Origin of the sequence: Leuconostoc sp. LN180020 (genome assembly GCF_014844115.1) — a bacterium.
Taxonomy (GTDB): Bacteria; Bacillota; Bacilli; order Lactobacillales; family Lactobacillaceae; genus Leuconostoc; species Leuconostoc citreum.
Window position 1 is genome coordinate 1,292,685 of the sequence record NZ_CP039736.1, and the last position, 19,483, is coordinate 1,312,167.

At 39.1% G+C, this 19,483-nt stretch carries 16 protein-coding genes and 1 tRNA gene; 14 read left to right on the top strand and 3 right to left on the bottom strand.

Annotated features, from left to right (window positions below; translation table 11 throughout):
- Window positions 1-29 precede the first annotated feature (29 nt).
- Genes FAZ25_RS06690 through FAZ25_RS06700 form a run of 3 tightly spaced genes read left to right on the top strand, consistent with a single transcriptional unit; the run spans window position 30 to window position 2,579 of the window.
- Complete coding sequence (locus FAZ25_RS06690) at window positions 30-647, top strand: metallophosphoesterase family protein (protein WP_004900821.1); 618 nt, start codon at window positions 30-32, stop codon at window positions 645-647.
- 28 nt (window positions 648-675) lie between these two features.
- Entirely contained in the window at window positions 676-2,028 is a 1,353-nt protein-coding gene (locus tag FAZ25_RS06695; protein ID WP_004900818.1) for a bifunctional UDP-sugar hydrolase/5'-nucleotidase, read from the top strand.
- A 14-nt stretch (window positions 2,029-2,042) separates the two neighbouring features.
- Window positions 2,043-2,579, top strand: coding sequence for a YutD family protein (locus FAZ25_RS06700; protein WP_004900815.1), 537 nt, complete (start codon window positions 2,043-2,045; stop codon window positions 2,577-2,579).
- 65 nt (window positions 2,580-2,644) lie between these two features.
- Here the strand turns inward: FAZ25_RS06700 and FAZ25_RS06705 are convergent.
- From FAZ25_RS06705 to FAZ25_RS06715, 3 genes are all read right to left on the bottom strand, one after another.
- A tRNA-Glu gene (locus FAZ25_RS06705) sits at window positions 2,645-2,716 on the bottom strand.
- A gap of 109 nt (window positions 2,717-2,825) precedes the next feature.
- Window positions 2,826-3,866 carry a branched-chain amino acid aminotransferase gene (locus tag FAZ25_RS06710; RefSeq protein WP_004900813.1) on the bottom strand — a complete coding sequence of 347 codons (1,041 nt, stop codon included), beginning with the start codon at window positions 3,864-3,866 and terminating at the stop codon, window positions 2,826-2,828.
- Window positions 3,867-3,923: 57 nt separating this feature from the next.
- The gene (locus tag FAZ25_RS06715; RefSeq protein WP_004900809.1) at window positions 3,924-5,054 is read right to left on the bottom strand and encodes a PTS transporter subunit IIC; all 1,131 of its coding nucleotides are present in this window, start codon (window positions 5,052-5,054) and stop codon (window positions 3,924-3,926) included.
- 407 nt (window positions 5,055-5,461) lie between these two features.
- Between FAZ25_RS06715 and FAZ25_RS06720 the strand changes: the two genes are divergently transcribed.
- The 11 genes from FAZ25_RS06720 (at window position 5,462) to FAZ25_RS06770 (ending at window position 19,401) form a co-directional block, all read left to right on the top strand.
- Complete coding sequence (locus tag FAZ25_RS06720; protein ID WP_004900806.1) at window positions 5,462-6,403, top strand: NAD(P)-dependent oxidoreductase; 942 nt, start codon at window positions 5,462-5,464, stop codon at window positions 6,401-6,403.
- Between the two features lie 143 nt (window positions 6,404-6,546).
- Window positions 6,547-7,602, top strand: coding sequence for an ABC transporter ATP-binding protein (locus FAZ25_RS06725; protein ID WP_004900803.1), 1,056 nt, complete (start codon window positions 6,547-6,549; stop codon window positions 7,600-7,602).
- 1 nt (window position 7,603) lies between these two features.
- The gene (locus FAZ25_RS06730) at window positions 7,604-8,533 is read left to right on the top strand and encodes a carbohydrate ABC transporter permease (RefSeq protein ID WP_155280107.1); all 930 of its coding nucleotides are present in this window, start codon (window positions 7,604-7,606) and stop codon (window positions 8,531-8,533) included.
- On the top strand, window positions 8,530-9,348 hold the full coding sequence (locus tag FAZ25_RS06735; protein WP_004900797.1) for a carbohydrate ABC transporter permease: 819 nt from the start codon (window positions 8,530-8,532) through the stop codon (window positions 9,346-9,348). The genes FAZ25_RS06730 and FAZ25_RS06735 overlap by 4 nt, the downstream gene beginning before the upstream one ends.
- A gap of 2 nt (window positions 9,349-9,350) precedes the next feature.
- A complete protein-coding gene (locus FAZ25_RS06740) occupies window positions 9,351-10,700 on the top strand; it encodes an ABC transporter substrate-binding protein (protein ID WP_155280106.1) in 1,350 nt (449 codons plus the stop codon).
- Complete coding sequence (locus tag FAZ25_RS06745; RefSeq protein ID WP_004900792.1) at window positions 10,697-11,428, top strand: glycerophosphoryl diester phosphodiesterase; 732 nt, start codon at window positions 10,697-10,699, stop codon at window positions 11,426-11,428. The genes FAZ25_RS06740 and FAZ25_RS06745 overlap by 4 nt, the downstream gene beginning before the upstream one ends.
- Before the next feature lie 99 nt (window positions 11,429-11,527).
- Window positions 11,528-12,844, top strand: a complete 1,317-nt coding sequence (locus FAZ25_RS06750) for a folylpolyglutamate synthase/dihydrofolate synthase family protein (protein ID WP_004904635.1) — start codon at window positions 11,528-11,530, stop codon at window positions 12,842-12,844.
- A gap of 105 nt (window positions 12,845-12,949) precedes the next feature.
- On the top strand, window positions 12,950-14,086 hold the full coding sequence (locus FAZ25_RS06755) for a tRNA-dihydrouridine synthase (RefSeq protein WP_004900786.1): 1,137 nt from the start codon (window positions 12,950-12,952) through the stop codon (window positions 14,084-14,086).
- A 113-nt stretch (window positions 14,087-14,199) separates the two neighbouring features.
- Window positions 14,200-15,348: a cation:proton antiporter gene (locus tag FAZ25_RS06760; protein WP_004900782.1), complete on the top strand. Its 1,149-nt coding sequence runs from the start codon at window positions 14,200-14,202 to the stop codon at window positions 15,346-15,348.
- A gap of 44 nt (window positions 15,349-15,392) precedes the next feature.
- Window positions 15,393-16,895, top strand: a complete 1,503-nt coding sequence (murE, locus tag FAZ25_RS06765) for a UDP-N-acetylmuramyl-tripeptide synthetase (protein ID WP_192269825.1) — start codon at window positions 15,393-15,395, stop codon at window positions 16,893-16,895.
- Window positions 16,896-16,932: 37 nt separating this feature from the next.
- Entirely contained in the window at window positions 16,933-19,401 is a 2,469-nt protein-coding gene (locus tag FAZ25_RS06770; RefSeq protein WP_048801485.1) for a cation-translocating P-type ATPase, read from the top strand.
- The last annotated feature ends 82 nt before the right edge of the window (window positions 19,402-19,483 follow it).

Below are 19,483 nucleotides of genomic sequence, written 5' to 3' on the forward strand. Positions count from 1 at the left end.
CTTCCACTTTAAATGAAAGGTGTTAGCTTATGGATTTTTATACATCGGATACGCATTTTTATCATCAAGATTTGTTGCTGAGCCAATTTTTTTCGCCAAGAAAGCAATTTTTGACTGTTGAGGATATGAATGAGACAATTATTGCTAACTGGAATAGCAAGGTCAAGCCAACAGATACTGTTTATCATCTTGGCGATATCAGTATGAAATTTACTAAGCCACCAAAGCTTATTGTGTCAGAAACATTGGCCATCTTAAAGCGGTTGCACGGAAATTTTATCATTATCAAAGGAAACCATGATCAAACCGCACTTTTAAAGTTTTTAAAACAAAACAACGATATCACAGCTAACCAAAAACCAAAATTTACAATTCACGAAGTGGGCACCAGAGTTAAGTTTGCGCATTATGAAGTTTTTTTAACGCATTATCCATTGATTTTTGGTATAACAAAAAATCAAATCAACTTACATGGCCACATTCACAATTATGCAATGCCTCACCAAGAGAATATTAATGTCGGTATCGATTCACCTGAAATAGGTTATTTACCTAAAAATAGTGTGCCTTTTGGTGCACCACTCAGTCAAAACGAAGTAATCGAAATGATTCAAGCCAAGCGTCATCACATGCTGCGTAATCGCTAATATGATTTTATTGAAAGGAAGTTAATCAATGGCAACTGAGACCATTCATCTCTTACATACAAATGATATGCATTCGCACATAGAAAATTGGCCAAGAATTTTGCGTTTTTTATCGCAAAAAAAGCAAGCTTATCAGCAGAGTTATACGTTTGATATTGGTGATGCCATTGATCGACTGAATCCTTTGACTGATGCGACAATGGGACAGGCAAATGTACAACTCATGAATGGCGTACACTATGATGGTGTGACTATTGGTAATAATGAGGGACTTGTATTATCGCACGATGCTATGAATCATTTGTACGATCATGCCAATTTTGATGTTTTGTTAGCAAACTTGACGGAAATGCCAAAAGCTAATCAACCAACTTGGGCCAAACCTTATAAAATTGTGACCACGGAATTAGGCACTAAATTAGCAATTATTGGCATGACAGCACCTTATGAATTGACTTATCCGTCACTTGATTGGCAACCACATGAAGTCGAAGATACACTGAATCAATTGTTGCCGAAGCTACAACCTATAACCGATGGTATTATTCTGTTATCACACCTAGGCTTACCGACAGATGAAGCCATTGCCAAAAAATATGATATTGATGTGATTATTGGCGCACATACGCATCACTTATTAGAACATGGTAAACTGGTTAATGGGACGTTACTTGCTGGGGCTGGACGTTATGGTGAACATATTGGTGATATTACTTTAAAGCTCAATCAGCACAAAATTATTGAAAAAACAGCTATGACTGTGCCAACATATGAATTAGCCGAAGAATCAGGCGATTATGAGCTGATACGTAGCTGGTTAGCGTACGGGCGAGATGCCTTATCTGCACAAAAAGTTGCGGTATTACCCAGAAGTATTACTACTGATGAACAGGTCTATGATGGGTTGCGTGCGCTAAAACAATATTTTTCAGTCCCCGTGTCAATGCTATCTACTGGCATGTTTGTTGAAGACCTGCCAGAAGGTGAACTCAATCGATATGATTTATTGGAGAGTATGCCACATGCAATCAACCCGATGGTAATTACATTAACTGGCGCCGAAATTTACACCTTGTTTGATGAAATAGATAAACAGCAGCAACGTTTGTCGAGTTTGGCACTGAAGGGAAGCGGATTTCGTGGCAAAATCTTTGGATATATGCGATTTGATGGTATTGATCGCCAACGTGACCATAAAATTTTATACTTAGGCCAAGAAATACAGCAGCAGCGCCATTATCAAATCGCTACTTTAGATCATTATAAATGGGTACCTTTTTTTCCAGTCATTCAAGATGTACCTGCCAAAATTTCGTTAGATATTTTGTTGCGTGAGTTAATGGCAAATTATTACGAGAAAAAGTACAACGCACGCAAGTAAAGGAAGGGGAAGCGATGGATCGCGATACACTAAAAGAACGAACGCGCTTACAACAAGAAGAGCGTAAAAGCGCCTACAAGATTAACCAAGAGGCTAACGAAATTGAGATTGATAAGTTAACACTTGAGTTAGTTGAAAACTTCAAAAATGCTTTTGATGCTGACATGTTAGCTGTACGTTATACGCCACTGATGGCACAATATGATTATATTGTTGGCGATATTTCAGCTGATCAACTGCGTTTAAAGGGTTTTTATCAAAATGACAGAAGCGTGTCAGAGCAACAAAAAATTATGACGCTACAAGACTATTTATATGAATATGTTAATTTTGGCGCACCTTATTTTGTTTTAGAAAACATTAATCCGCGGCCATTTAAGTCAGAAGGACGTGCCAAAAGTAACGCTCGGCCACGTAAAAATGCAAATAAACGGTCAGTTGATACGACTAATCATAAGCCACGTGCAAGTAAAGCAAAAGTAGGTGCAAAAGTTGCACAACCTAATCATAAAAAGAATGGAAAACGTGCCTTTATCATTAAACAAAAATAAACCTATCGATGACTTGATGGGTTTTTATTAATATAAAAAGCCGCAACCGAAGTTGCGACTTGATATAGCTCGTGAGAGAATCGAACTCTCGATTCCGCCGTGAAAGGGCAGCGTCTTAGCCACTTGACCAACGAGCCATGGTCAGTGTTGTTTATAGAACGAAACAACAATATTAGTGTATCAAGATTAAAAGTATCAGTCAAGTAAAAAGCAGGTGGCCACAATAATGGGTACCTGCTTTTTATATTAATTAAGTGGGACGTCAACTGCCCAACCTTCTGGACCTTTTTCATCACCATATTGTATTGCTGTTAAACGGTCATAGAGCTTTTGTGTCCAAGGACCAACTTCAGTCTCTGAGTAGAATACGTGCTTGTTACCGTTGTGCGTGATTGAACCTACAGGAGAAATCACAGCTGCAGTTCCCATAGCACCAGCTTCGGCAAACTGGTCTAAATCGTTGATTGAAATAGTTGTTTCTTCAGCGCGTAGGCCCAATTCTTCAGCTACGGCTAACAAAGAGTATTTTGTGACCGATGGTAAAATAGAAGGGGACTTAGGTGTTAAGAAACGACCATCTTTAGTAATACCAAAGAAGTTGGCAGAACCTAATTCTTCAATATTTTCATGTAAACGTGGGTCAAGATAAACAACATCTGAGTAACCAGCTGCATGGGCTTCATCACCAGCTAACATTGAAGCACCATAGTTACCACCAGCCTTAGCGGCACCAGTACCACCATGAGCAGCACGATCATACTCATTTGTGACATAAGCAGTTGGTGTCAGACCTCCCTTATAGTAAGCACCTACAGGTGTTGCATAGACTTCAAAGACATAGTTATCAGCTGGATGAACGCCGACTACGGGTCCACCACCAAACTCAAATGGACGTAGATACAATGTTGCACCTGTGCCATAAGGCGGAATAAACGCTTGGTTAGCTTTAGTAACTTCTTTCAACCCGCGTAAGAAAAGTTCTTCTGGTACAGGGGCCATCATCAAACGAGCGGCTGAATTTTGTAAACGTTTTGCATTACGATCAGGTCTAAAAAGGTTAGCACCGCCATCTTGACGCCGATAGACTTTAAGACCTTCAAAAATATTTTGACCGTAATGAAGACCAGTTGCGGCCTCATTAACAGGAATGTTTGAATCCGTTTCTAAGCTGCCTTCGCTCCATTTGCCATCTTTATAGTAGGCCCGAAAACGATAGGGCAAATCATGGTATTCAAACCCCAGTTCTTCCCAATTAAAATCTGAAGGTTGTGCTTTCTCTTGTGACATAATTACTCCTCTTTCTTACAAAATTATGATAATTATACTATAACGCTTTAATTAAAATTAAACAACGTCCAAATGTAAATCGTTTGCTTTTGTTTTACCGGCTTTTTTTAATAGGTAATACATGATTAAACTACTGATGACGGGTACAACAATGCCAAATACAGCCACTAACAGCAATCCACGTGGATTGCTAGATGCCAAAGCAATAGGTGCAATAAAGCCGTTTAGCCCTAAGCCAGCAATAGCAAATGGCACCTTGAGATTGAACACACCAACAGCTAGCATAGCTGAAACACCAGCAATTAAGGCTGGACCAAACATTAATAATGGACTTTTTAAAAGGTTAGGAAATTGAACTTTAGGTGTGACAATGGTTTGGGCAAAATTAGCCCCAAGGTTGTTTTGAGTCCAGCCCATAGCGGTATAGACAACAAAGCCTGCAGTTGTGCCAATTAAAGCGGCGCCACCTGATAAGGGGTCTAGCATGACTGCGATGGCTAAAGCAGCCGAAGATGCGGGCGTCATCAAGAATAAGAACCAGACGACCGATACAACAAAAGCACCGAGGAATGGATTAACTTTCATCGTCGAAGCGAGCGATTCGGACACCCAATTCAAGAATGGGGTTGTAACTGCAGCAGTACCGAGTCCAAAAATTGTACCTGCTAATGTTGCTGCAAATGGGACTAACATCATATCTAGCGGGGTTTTACCGGTGAGCCAATTACCGACAAAAACAGCAAGCAAAGCCGCAAGCACTGCTGAAACAGGTTGCCCAGATGTCATAATGAGTGAACCTGCTGCCTGATCAGCTATCCAGCCAGTAGCAGTATGCGTTGCTGGTGAACTGGCTGTAGTAAAATAAACAGCATTAGAACCTACGGTTGCTGCGATGAGTGCGGCGCCTGTGGTCAAAATATTGGCTCGCATCATGATGGCAATACCGACACCGAGTGCAGGGGCTAACATTTTTTGACCCATCAGACCAGCCTGAACGAGTGGTGTGATGTGCAATAAATTGCCTAGCGATGCCATTAAAAGTCCCATGCCTAATACAGCCAAAATAGCATTAGAAATCCCTGTTGATACATCAAAGACCACATCTCTGACGGTACGTGGTTGTTTCTTTTTGTCCAGTAATGTAGACTTTTCTTTTACTGGGGTTGATGAGTTAACTGTTGCGTCCATAATAAATTCCTCCTAAAATAGCCACTGCTTATCTCATTAGACTGTGTTTGAGATAAGACTTAAGTATAAAAACGAAAAGAAAAAAAGCGCTAGTTGCATACTAGCGCTTTTTAAAAATGATGCACAGAGCAGTCATTCTTACGCCAGTCGATAGATGACACCTCGACTGGTAGCAAAAACAGACCAGCGAAATGTCAGATAATAATGACGACGTTGATCTTAATAATGCTTGTGAAGTTGTAAAAACGATTCTGAGTCATTTCTTCAAGTCCTTTAAGTTGATTTTTTTATTATGACATGAAGAAAATTAAATGTCAACTTTTTAATTTAATTCTCATTAAATAAGGTTTGTTGTCCGAGTAAATATAGTTTAATATAATCTATAAGATACGCTAGGAGGTAGAATCATGTTACTTTTATCAGTGAAAGCTTTAACGTCGGAAAATTATGAGTTATTGTCTTCTTATGGGATTGATGTTGTCACACCTGACACGATAACAGCTAATCAAATTGCGGATATCATGATTAGTTACGGCTGGGATAACGCGATTGGTGAGAAAATATTAGCCGATCCTAATGCTAAATTAAAGTGGATCCAAGCGCAGTCAGCGGGCGTTGATTATTTGCCGTTGTCTTTACTTAAAGCACGAGGAATCACGGTCACCAATGCCAGTGGCCTGAAAGCACTACCAATTGCACAAACAGTGCTAAGTTATATACTTTACTTTGCACGTGGCTTGAATGTTTATGCCACGCGTAAACACTGGGAACCGTTTACGAATCAGTACCTAATTAATGAGTTACCGGTGTTGATTTTTGGTACAGGGCGTATTGGTAAACAAATTGCATCACATATTAAGGCTTTTGGTGGCACGGTATACGGTGTAAATACATCTGGTCGAGCAGTACCCGGTTTCGATGCCGTCTACCCAATTTCTAATTATCAGGCAGGCTTAGCAAAAGCTCGTGTTGTTGTTGATGGTTTGCCAGGTACGGCAGATACAGCGGATTTTTTTGACACTCGTTTTTTTGAACAAGTGAACCAACTATTTTTATTCATTAACATTGGTCGTGGGACGACGTTGGATCAAGATGCCTTGTTATCGGCAATCGATGATTCTCGCGTTAAATTTGCTGCATTGGATGTCACAACACCAGAACCATTACCAAAAAACCATCCCCTATTTGAGCGTCATCAGATTTTGTTAACTCAGCATACAAGTTGGGGGGAACATGTCAATGCTGGTCGTACTGGCGGATTATTTAGACTATTTGAACAAAATTTAACATCGTTTGTTAACGATGGCTCGTTTAAGCAAAATGTTGTTAATCTTGATAAGGGTTACTGAAACAAAAGCCAAGATAATATTATCTTGGCTTTTCTTATGCCTATAAATTCTTTACGTTTATTTACGTATTCATCACAACTATAAGGTTATTTTTTTGACATGCTATTGATAGGATGAAGTCATGGGTAAAGGTAGGAATAATAATGATTGAATTACAACATATCAAAAAGCGCTACACAGAACAAGATGAAGCAGTGATAAAAGATGTTACTGTATCTATTACGCCGGGTGAATTTTTTGTCATGGTTGGGCCTTCGGGTTCAGGAAAATCTACAATTCTTAGAATGATTGCTGGATTGGAAAGCATTACAGGTGGCGAATTATTGATTGATGGTGAACGAATGAATGATTTGCCACCAAAATCAAGGCATTTATCAATGGTATTTCAAAATTATGCACTCTATCCCAACATGACGGTCTCTGAAAATATCGTTTTTGGTTTAAAATCACGCAAAGTTGATCGGGCGACGCAATTTCAGCGGTTGTCTGATGCTTTAACAATGGTTGATTTGACTGATTTTTCGTCACGGTACCCACGTGAATTGTCGGGTGGGCAACGACAACGTGTTGCTTTGGCGAGAAGTATCGTTTCAGGCGCGGACATTATTTTAATGGACGAGCCACTCTCTAACCTTGATGCGCAATTACGTGAAAGTATGCGTTATGAAATAAAAGCATTGCAACGCAAGTTGGGAATAACAGTGATTTACGTGACCCATGATCAAACCGAGGCGATGACAATGGGTGATCGCGTGATGATTTTGAATGATGGAATCGTGCAGCAAATTGGGACGCCGATACAGCTCTATCAGGTACCTGAAAATACTTTTGTTGCTAAGTTTTTTGGCACACCAAAAATGAATGTGATTCCTGGTGTCACAGACTGGCAAAACCACGGGGTCGCAATTAATACACCTTTTGATCCAGATGCCTTGGTTGGAATCAGGCCACAAGCAGCCCACGTAAATCAAGAAAATAAAGATGATTTGGCAATATCATTATGGCTCGCCAGTATGACCTATATTGGTTCGGATACATTGCTCTTTGGTACAATTAATAATCGCGATGAAACGGTACAATTTAAAATCAAAGGTATGGCAAACTTGTCACCACAGCAATATGTGACAATTTATGTGTCGCGTGAGGACCTATATTACTTTGATTTAGCAGGACAAGCGTTAGCTACTGTGGGGGTGTAACATGGATCATGCTTTTTCTTCAGCAAATCATGTAGTTGTGAAACATACGCAACTGCAGCAAAAGCTAAAGACACATTTAGCGGCTATGGGATTTATAGCACCATCAGCGATTTTTCTCGGTGTTTTTGTTTTTTATCCCCTAGTTAAAACTGTTTATTACAGTATGTTTTTAACCAATGCTTTAGGGCAGCCGGTTAAATTTATTGGCTTGTCAAATTACGGCACACTATTACAAGATAAGTTTTTTATGAAAAGCTTGCTGACAACGTTTATTTTCGTCTTTATGGTGACATTGTTAACAACAGTGAGTGCTTTGGCTTTAGCCATGGTGACAAGCAAACACTTAAAAGGCACGACGTTATTTCGGACATTTTTTGCTTCAACGATGGGCGTTTCTGTTTCAGTGGCCTCCGTGCTTTGGCTATTTATTTTTCAACCCACAACAGGTGTTTCTGACATGGTGTTAAATCTATTGCATTTACCACCGATTCATTGGTTAACTGATAACACTTGGTCTTTGTTTGCAGTGATTTTAACCGTAGTTTGGATGAATTTAGGCTTTTCATTTTTGGCACTGACTGGTGCTTTAGAAAATGTTGCCACACCATTATATGAAGTAGCTGACATTGAAGGGGTGACAACGTGGCATAAATTTTATCACATTGCATTACCGCAAATTAGCCCGACATTATTCTTTGTGGGCACGGTTACAATGATTAATGCCTTCCAAACCTTTGGGCAAGTTGACTTATTAACTAAAGGGGGACCAAATAATAGTACCAATTTAATTGTGTACCAAATATATAAAGATGCCTTTGTTAACCTTAACGTTGGTAAAGCATCAACCGAATCAATTGTTTTGGCGCTTTTAATTGCGCTTGTAACGATCGCACAATTTAAATTGACTGAAAAGCGGGTAATGTATCAATGATTATAACAAGCAATGAAAAGATATGGCGTTATGTACTGATGATAGGTTTATCTTTGGTATTATTAATCCCCTTAATTGTTGGTGTATGGGTGTCATTGTTACCAAACAATGCTATTTTAACGGGTCATTATTTTACGAGTCAATTCACAATTGACAACTATATACAAGCAATAACTGCAACACCTATTTTACGATATCTACTGAACTCGCTGCTAGTTTCAGCTATAGTAATGGTTGGTCAAGTTGTTTTCTCAGTATTAGCAGCTTATGCCTTTGTTTTTATTCCGTTCAAAGGGAAGCAAATTATATTTTATGCTTTCATTGGAACGATGATGTTACCATTTGAATCACAACTCATTCCAAACTTTCAAACATTACGTTGGTTGGGTATTTTGAACAATTATGCCGCCTTAGCAATTCCTTTCTTTGCTTCAGCGTTTGGTACGTTTTTATTACGTCAAACTTTCATGCAAGTGCCATTGGCGCTTAGAGAATCAGCAGCAATTGAAGGGGTTGGGCACTTTCGATTCTTATATCATGCAGTGATACCTTACGCTAAAACAAGTTTATTTACTTTAGCAGCTTATTCGTTCTTGACCACTTGGAATATGTATTTATGGCCCTTGATTACAAGTTATAGTGACAATGTTCGCACGGCCCAAATTGGGTTACGACAGTTACAAGCCACAGAAGCTGTTAATTCTTGGGGACTAATTATGGCAAGTGCTATTTTGATTATGGTGCCTAGTCTCGTAGTTTTACTGCTCTCGCAGAGAGCGTTCAAATCTGGTTTGCTTGATGGGGCGGTAAAGTAGTTATGAAGAAAAAGTATGTTATGAGTTTAATAGCTATTGTGTTGATGATTAGTATCGTGCTGCTTGGCATGAGCCGATTGTCAAGACCAGTTAGTGCAAATCAACGCACGACAATTGTTTTTTGGCATTCGATGGGTGGTAAACCAGCCGATGCGCTTAAAAAATTAGTTGCGACATATAACGCATCACAAACAAAGTACACAGTCGTGCCACAATATCAGGGTGCCTATACTGAATCACTGCCAAAATATATTAACGTCGCTAATTCATCCGCAACACCAGCAATTGTACAAGCACAAGAAATTGCAACCAGCACGATGTTGTCAACTAAAAGTACAGAACCAGTCAGTCGCTTACTAGATTCTCAAGTCATTAATCAAATTGAGGATAATATTGCGCGCTACTACACTGTTGATAATCAATTGCAATCATTACCATTTAATTCATCCACACCGGTTTTGTATTATAATAAGAGTCTAGTCGAAAAATTAGGATTAAAACCTTTGCCTGAAGATCCTAGTTATCAGGATATTTTAAATTTGGCGCAAGCGATAACGGAAAAAACAAATCATCAAACTAAGGGCATGACGATTGAAGCTTATGGGTGGCTTTTCGAAGAATTAACAGCAAACCAGAATCAGTTGCTAGCGAACCATGATAATGGCCGTGAATCTGGTCAATATGCAACAAAAATTAATATTAATACCCCAGCTGCTCGACGTCTGATGACCTTTATGAAACAAGCAATTCAAGATAAATCTTTTGTGAGTTATGGTTCTGGTGATATTGCCGAGGCTAATCAACAAACAGCATTCTTAGCTGGTAAGTTGGGGATGTTCATGCAATCATCAGCTTCTACCGGTGACTTACAAGCTAATGCAAAATTTAAGTTAGGGGTAACTTATGTCCCACATGCAGATGATATCGCACGTAATGGCCTAACATTGGGTGGCGCTTCCTTGTGGGTGAATAAGCATCAAACAACTGCTACTAAAGAAGGTGTGACTGATTTTCTAAAATTTATGTCATCAGCCCAATCACAGGCACAGTGGCAGCTGGCAACAGGTTATCTAGCGGTCAATAAGAACGCAAAAGCGTTACCACAAGTAACATCAGCGATTGCTAAAGACCCTAACTTGGGTGTTGCTACAAAACAGCTAGAAACCAGTAAAAAGAATTCAGTAACTGCTGGGCCACTTGTGCCAATATTACCCATTGAACGTACGAATGTTGAGACGGCAATGCAATCGATTGTCAATGGCGCTAATATTGAAAAAAGTTTACAGACTGCTGAAGATGCGACAAATAAAGCATTGGCATCCTATAATTCGGCAAATCACATGCAGAAATGAGAGAAAAATTTATGATAAAAATTGCACATCGTGGCGTCTCAGCGCAAGCGCCAGAAAATACGCGTGCAGCCTTTGAAAAAATGTTACCTTTGGATATTACTTGGTTAGAAACTGATATTGATATCACATCGGACGGTCAGCTGGTTCTTATTCATGATGCTAGCGTGAATCGAACATCGAATGGCAATGGCAAAGTCAATCGTAACACCTTACAAGGCCTCCAAAAACTCGATTTTGGCGAGTGGTTTAGCCCAGTTTACCAAGGACAACAGATTGTCACGTTAGATTGGTTAATTGACTTTGTTAATCTGCATCAACTCAATGTCAACTTTGAATTAAAAACGGACGTGCAAGGGGAACAACAGAACTTTTATTTAATGCGAATTCATAAAGCCTTTCTGCGATTAAATCCAAATTGTCGGATTATTGTTTCAAGCTTCAATGTGCCACTGTTAAAAAAATTTCACGCGCTAATGCCAAAAGTTGCCACGGGATTACTAGTAGATGGGCCAATTACTGATAGCCATCTTGAACAGGCACAAGCTGTTGATGCAGCCTATATTCATCCGGATGTCTCATTTTTAACGCAAGAACAGGCCAGAATACTAATGAACAAAGGTTTTAAATTAAATGTTTGGACAGTTAATGATCCAAAAACAATGGCAAGATTAAACGAATGGGGAATCAATGCTGCCTTTACAGATTTCCCCGCAGGCGTAACGGTTTAAACAACCGTTTTTTTGTGGTTAAATTATGATTTTTTGCATACATTTTTGTTGGCGACATGTGCTAAAATAGGTTTCAGAGAAAATGTCGGAGGGGACATCTTGGATAAATCTGTAGATAAGCGCATTGAAGCGCGTTATAAGAACGTTATTAGGCATTTAGATAGGACGTGGCATATTTTAGATGATACGCGTGTGCCACTGTTGAAAAACGTTTTATCATGGTTAGCACACCCCGACCGAGACTTAAAAATAATTCATGTGGCAGGGACCAATGGTAAGAGTTCAACTGTTGCGATGATGACGGCCATTTTTCAAGCTAATGGGTATACTTGTGGTCATTTTTCAAGTCCTTCAATTCTTTCTGAACGTGAGCAGATAGGAATTAATAATACGTTAATTACGCCAAAAGACTTTTTGCGTTATTACGATGAAGTTGTCAAATGTCTCAAGCAACACGGTTTGAATTTTGATCAATTAACTTATTTTGAATATTTTACGCTTATTTCATTATTGTATTTTAAGGCCGAACACGTTGATTTTGTTATGTTTGAGGCTGGATTGGGTGGCTTACGTGATGCGACTAATGCCATCGATGCGCCATTGATGGCAGTATTTACTAAAATCAGTTTAGATCATCAAAATATTATCGGTCGTAATTTAACGGAAATTGCCGAAGATGAATCCGCCATTATTAAAAAAGGCACAGTTGTCATTAATTACGCCGGACAGGATATGACGGTTAGTCGTGTTTTGAAGCAACGGACGGTAACAGTTGGTGCAACGTTGTTCGAACATACTCCTGATCAAATTATTATTGCCAATACCACCCCAGCTGGCATGGATTTAATTATTAACGGACAATCAGGTTATTTTTTGAGTATGTCAGGCGCATTTCAGGCACATAATTTTAGTATTGTGTTGCAAATTAAAGCAGCGCTAATGACCATGGGGTATGATTTTACACCTGAAAAATCACGTGATGGTTTGGCCAATGTTTCAATGTTGGGCCGTATGAACTATCATGCAGATTCAAATATTCTTTTTGATGCTGCACATAATGTTGATGGTATGAATGGTTTGGTTTCGGCGTTGAATGCTTGGCATTTAAAAATTAAGCCGACACTTATTCTAGGTGTTTTAAAAGACAAAGATTATCATGAAATGTTAGATATTATTGTGCCCGTGGTGCAACGTGTGATTACTGTGACACCGAATAACAAAACGCGCGCTTTGCATGCTGAAGAGCTAGCAGCCGAGATTATTGCTAGTTATCCCAATGTTGATGTTGAGATTGCTAGCGATGCGACAGCTGCCATTTCACTGGCTATGCGTGTTCGTGAATCGTCTCAAGCTTTAATTGTTGTTACCGGTTCGTTTTACACGCTGAGTGCACTACAAAAAGATAGTCGTATTTAATGTGTGAAGATAAATAATCTCCGTGAACTTTGGCCTAATCAGATGACAGCACCATCTAAAATATGATATGATGGAATTTACTTACATTATACAAGGAGATGTCGCATGACGCTTAGTACCCAACAAGATTCATTTTGGGATGAGATTGTAAAACAAACACAAGCCAAAAACACAACATCTGATAAACAACCATTTTTTAGTTTAGCACCAATGGAAGCTGTCACGGATACTATTTTCCGTCGAGTAGTAGCACAAGCTGGGCCACCAGATGTTTACTATACTGAATTTACGAATGCCAGTTCAATGGTGCATCCAAAAGCCAAGTTTTCAGTTCAAGGGCGACTTGCTGTTGCTGAAAATGAGGCACAACCGGTAGCCCAAATTTGGGGTTCACGGCCAGAAGATATCGCGGGTGCTGCAAAAATACTACCAACCATGGGATATCGTGCTGTTGATATTAATATGGGTTGCCCTGATGCAACCGTGATTAAAAATGGGGCTGGTTCAGATTTGATTCGTCATGATGATTTAGCTGAAAAAATTATTTCAGCTGCGAAGGCATCAGGGTTACCCGTTTCAGTTAAAACACGATTGGGTTTCTATCATGCCGAAGAATTTCGTGATTGGTTACCCATTATTTTACGTCAAAATGTGGCAGTCCTAACTGTCCATCTCCGTTCACGAAAAGAAATGTCCAAAGCACCAGCGCATGTTGAGTATATTGATGAGATACTGGCTATGCGGGATAAGTTGGCTCCAAAAACACTCATTCAAATTAATGGCGATATCAAAACACGGGCAGAGGGCCTAGCTTTGGCTAAGATACACCCAGGCATTGATGGGATTATGATTGGTCGTGGTATTTTTGAAAATCCTTATGCTTTTGAGAAAATTCCTAGGCAGCACACACTAGAAGAATCAATCGCTTTATTGAAGCGACAACTTGATTTGTTTGACGATGTCAACGCTAATGTAACACCTAAGCATTTTGAAGCCCTGAAACGGTATTTTAAAATATATCTTCGTGGATTTGCTCATGCGTCGTCACTACGTCAATTATTGATGGAGACGCATTCAACGACAGAAGTACGTCAGATTTTGACACGTGAATTAGCAAGAGTCTACGAAGCCGTTGCATCTGATCAACATATTTATCGTGACAACGCCGCAGCGATTGCTGACATGGCGATGGCAACAGCTGAGAAGCATCAAAGCGCAGCTGACCATAAAAACAATAGTTAATAATATCAAACTGGTTAAGCTTAGACTTAAGGCGAACGTATGTGGGGGAGCAGCGTTTACTTTTAGGATAAGCTTTTTTTATTTACAAAAAATCAAAGTAGGGATAGTAACAAATGACAATTTATCAGAATTTAATTATCTTGTTTATAGCGACCATTATTTTTGGTTGGGGCGCCCATCGTTTCGGTATGCCTATCGTAGTTGGCCAGTTGTTGGCTGGCATCATCATTGGACCCAGTGTCTTCAAACTTGTGTCAATTTCGTACGAATTGAATAGTATCGCAGAAATAGGTGTATTACTCTTGATGTTCATTGTTGGTATCGAAACAGATATCAAGCAACTGCTATCACACATTAAAACCTCATTAACTGTTGCACTTTTAGGGGCACTATTACCCCTAGGCACTTTTTTCTTGCTGGCACAAATATTTCATTACAATACGGTGCAATCAATATTTTGGGGTATCGTTTTTTCTGCGACGTCAGTCTCGATTACTGCCGAGGTCTTGAGTGAGTATAATCAACTAAAAACTAAATCTGGTGTGACCATTTTGGGTGCTGCTGTTGGCGATGACATATTGGCTGTGCTAATATTAACAGGATTTATGTCATCATTTGGTTTGAAAAATCAAGGCACAGTAGATGTACCTCAACAGTTAATGATAGCGATCTTATTTTTTATTTTATTTTGGTTATTTAGTCGCTACATTTTACCTAAAATTGTTCAATACTTGTGGCAAACAAAATTACCAGCGATTGCTGGATTAATTGGTGTATTACTTGCCATTACTTCGGGCTATTTTGCTGAAAAAGCCGGTGTTTCAGCGGTAGTTGGTGCTTTTTTTGCCGGCGTAGCGCTTGCTCGTGCTAATCAAGCAAAGCAAATCATGGCGCACACGATGACTATCGGGTATGGCTTCTTTATACCAATTTTCTTTGCCAGTATTGGTTTGAAAATGACGCTAACAGGCTTAGGTGATAAGTGGTTTCTTTTGATAATTATGACAATTGCGGCGATTGTAACGAAATGGGCTGGGTCAAGTTTAGGTGCTAAAATAACAGGTATGAGCACATATGAATCTCACATCATCGGACTAGGCATGGTTTCTCGTGGCGAAATGGCACTAATTATTGCTGATATTGGCTTAAGTACGCATCTTATTACAAATGGCGACTATTCTGAATTGGCAGTAGTTATTTTAGCAAGTACACTGTTTGCGCCAATAGCGTTACGCCGTAGCCTATTGAAGTCATCTAAATGACAGTTCTGTCTGACACAACTGTCATTTTTTTGTATAATAATATTATGAAACTAACAAGTAAAACAATTGAACAACTGTTGTCTTCTCACAATTTATTAGTGTCTCAACCAGTAACATATCATGAATTTTCATTTTTACATTATGATACACGCCAAGTTGAGCCGGAAACGTTATTTGTGGTAAAAGGGGCTTTTCGACCAGAGTATCTAGAAAATGCTCAAGGGATTACTGGTATCGTATCAGAGAGCCAATTACCAGTTGATTTGCCACAGTGGCAGGTTACTAATGTGCAGAAAGCCTTATCGCTTTTATCAATGGCTTTCTTTGATTATCCCCAAAAGAAACTGTGGATTGGAGCCTTCACTGGGACAAAGGGGAAAACGACTGCTGCTTACATGACTTATAATATCTTAAAAGCAGCAACAGACAACCATACTGCACTTTTTTCGACAGTCGATCGTATTACTGGACCAAAGGCCAGTGATCGCAAAAAATCTGATTTAACAACCCCCGAATCGTACGAATTGTTTAAGGATATGCGACGTGTTGTAGATAACGGTATGACACACTTGATAATGGAAGTGAGTTCACAAGCCTATTTGAAACAGCGTGTGTATGGCTTGCGATATCAAGTGGGTGCTTTTTTAAATATTTCGCCCGATCATATCGGACCAAATGAACATCCCAACTTTGAAGATTATTTAGCCCACAAATTGATGTTATTTGATCATTCAGACAAAGTAATTGTGAACGCTGAGAGTGATCACTTGTCTGAAATTATGACACATGCAAAAAAGGGTCATGATAAGATTTATACATATAGTAATGCAGAAAAGGGCGGAGAATATACGTTTACGTCCCAAAGTAGCGCAATTCATGAAAGTCAACTGACTGTACAAGCAAGTGATTTATCGGAAATGGCAGGAGCTTATCGTTTGAACTTGCCCGGTGATTTTAACGAATCCAATGCATTAGCCGCGTTAATTATGGCGGCATTAGCAGGTGCCAAATATGAGGCTATGGTTAAGGGGTTAGATACTGTGTTTATTCCAGGGCGGATGTTAAGCCTACCAATACCGAATCACGGTGTCGCATTTGTTGATTATGCGCATAATTATGCTTCAATGCATGCCTTATTAAAATTTGCCCAAAGTCAGTATCCTGATGGGAAAGTCATCGTTGTTGTCGGTTCACCAGGAAATAAAGGCGTGTCCCGACGAGCAGATTTTGGTCATGTCGTTTCTGAGCTCGCCGATGTCGTTTACCTGACTGCAGATGATCCGCAATTTGAATCACCCAAAACTATTGCTGATGAAATTACTGCACATATTAACAATCCAAAGTTGGATGTTCACTTTGAAATGGATCGAATAGCTGCAATTAATCAAGCCTTGTTAGCAGCCCGTGATAATGATATTGTCATTGTTGCTGGTAAAGGTGAAGACCCATACCAAAAAGTTAACGGTGTAGATGAACCTTATATTGGGGATTATGCCGTTGTTAAAAATTTTGTGGCAACGCATCAAGGGTCATTGACTATCAATTAATATTTAATCTGATAACACACTCGAAAAGGAATAATGGATGACTAAACAACCAGATATCACCAAACAACCATTCGTTGATGATAGGCTTGATACACCAGTAGACTATCAAAAGGGGTTAACACAACAACAAGTTGCTGACAGGCTACGTGCTGGACAATCTAACAAAGTAGGTAAAAATCAATCTAAAACCTATGCGGCAATTATTCGAGAAAATACACTGACCTTTTTTAACCTGATTTTTTTGGTATTAGCGTTGCTTTTAGCCTTTGTGCAATCCTATAAAAATCTTTCGTTTGTGCCAGTTGTTCTAATTAATATTTTAATCGGTGTTTTTCAAGAAGTACGTGCCAAAAAAGTTTTAGACAATCTTAATGTGCTAGATACAACAACGGTTTCGGCAGTGAGAGAAGGTCAAGAAGTTCAGTTAGAAGTAGACGAACTTGTGATTGACGATGTTGTGTTATTTCGGGCTGGCACTCAAATTATGGCTGATGCGGTTGTGTTAAATGGCGAAATTCAAGTGAATGAGGCCTTACTAACCGGTGAGTCTGATGAAATTACTAAACGTGTTGGAGACAAATTGTTATCCGGTAGTTTTGTGGTGTCGGGTCGTTGTTATGGTGAACTGGAAAAAGTAGGGGAAGCGTCATATATTTCGAAGCTGACAAGTCAAGCTAAAAAGATTAAAAATAGCGAACAATCAGAAATGGTGATATCAATCAATCGGTTCATTAAATGGGTTGGTATCATTATTGTCCCTGTTGGCTTAATTCTTTTTTATCAAAGTTACATATTGAATAATGTCTCACTTGAACAAAGTATTACCACTATGGTTGCCGCCTTAATTGGTATGATTCCAGAGGGCCTTTACTTATTGACGACAATTTCATTAGCTATGGGGGCTGCCCGTTTGGCTAAGCAAAAAGTATTATTACACAATATGAAGAGTATTGAGACACTAGCGCGTGTTGATGTACTTTGTGTCGATAAAACTGGGACAATCACTGAGAATAAAATGACAGTAGCCCATTTTGTACCTTTAGCAGGTCAGTCAAAATCGGAATCGGATTTGAGCCAGCTAGTATCCGATTTTGCTCAAACTATGGCAGCCGATAACGATACGATGGTGGCGATTAAAGAGAAGTTTAATCAGGCATCAGATCGTCAAGCTACCTCGTATACAACTTTCTCATCAGTTGAAAAATTTAGTAGTGTTACCTTTGGCGATGATACATTCGTACTGGGGGCACCAGAAGTTTTGCTTAAAGATCAGTATGATGAGTACAAGCAAGCCATTACACAATATTCTGAACAAGGTCTGCGTGTGTTAATATTTGGGCAACATAATGGGGTAATAAAAAACCGTCAATTGACCAGTGCTGTGACGCCTTTAGCCTTAATTGTTATTGCTAATCCTGTTAGAGAAAACGCGAAAGAAACTTTTCAATATTTTGCCAAGCAAGATGTGGCAATCAAAGTCATTTCTGGTGACAATCCGTTAACAGTGAGTTACACAGCAAAGCAAGCGGGTATTAGTGGTGCTGAGAATTATGTTGATGCTCGAACGCTAAACAGTTTAGAAAGTATGGACGATGCATTAAAAAAATTCACCGTTTTTGGTCGTGTCACGCCAGAACAAAAAGAGCAATTTGTTGATATTCTGAAAGATAACGGCAAGACAGTTGCCATGACAGGCGATGGTGTGAATGATATTTTGGCTATGAAAAAAGCAGATTGTAGTATTGCTATGGCTTCTGGTAATGATGCCACAGCTAAGGCCGCACAAGTAGTGTTATTGGAATCTGATTTTTCAAAGATGCCACAGGTTGTCTTAGAAGGTCGTCAAATAGTTAACAATATTGAACGCTCGGCGAGCTTGTTCTTGGTTAAAAACATTTTTTCATTATTGATGTCAGTCTTTGCTATACTGCTATCAGCTACTTATCCGCTGAATCCCTTACAAATAACATTGATTAGCTTGTTCACCATTGGCTTACCATCATTTTTGTTAACATTAGAAAAAAATAATGAAAAAATAAAAGGACACTTTATGACAAACGTCTTTAGTAAAGCTGCACCTGGTGGTATTACAGATATGGTGGTTGTGGGAATTTTAGTAATTTGCGGAACATTGTTTAAATTAAGTACAGCAGATGTTTCAACGGCTGCAACCTTATTATTAATTGTTGTTGGCTTCTTTGTTCTCTATAAAATTTCGACACCAATGAATGCCTTTCGTCAAAAAGTATTTTTTAGTTGTCTTGCAGGCATGATTATTGTCGGTTTCACGTTTAGTAAATTTTTCTCACTCACACGAATTGATTCCGTCTCATTGTTATTATTAGTGATTCTCTTCGTTGTTTCAAAATCTATTTTCCAATCCTTATCGCAGTTGATTGAAAGATTTGCTTTATATTCGCAACAATTTGATCGTGCCAAGCTGAGTCAACCACGCTACTTTGTCCAAACTGTAGCAAACTTTTTTAGAAAAGATAGCAATAAATAGCGATTTGACATTAAAAATCGAAGCGCAACAGGAAGCCTCGTCACGTTCTGTTGCTTTTTTATTTGGATGATTTGAAAAAAAT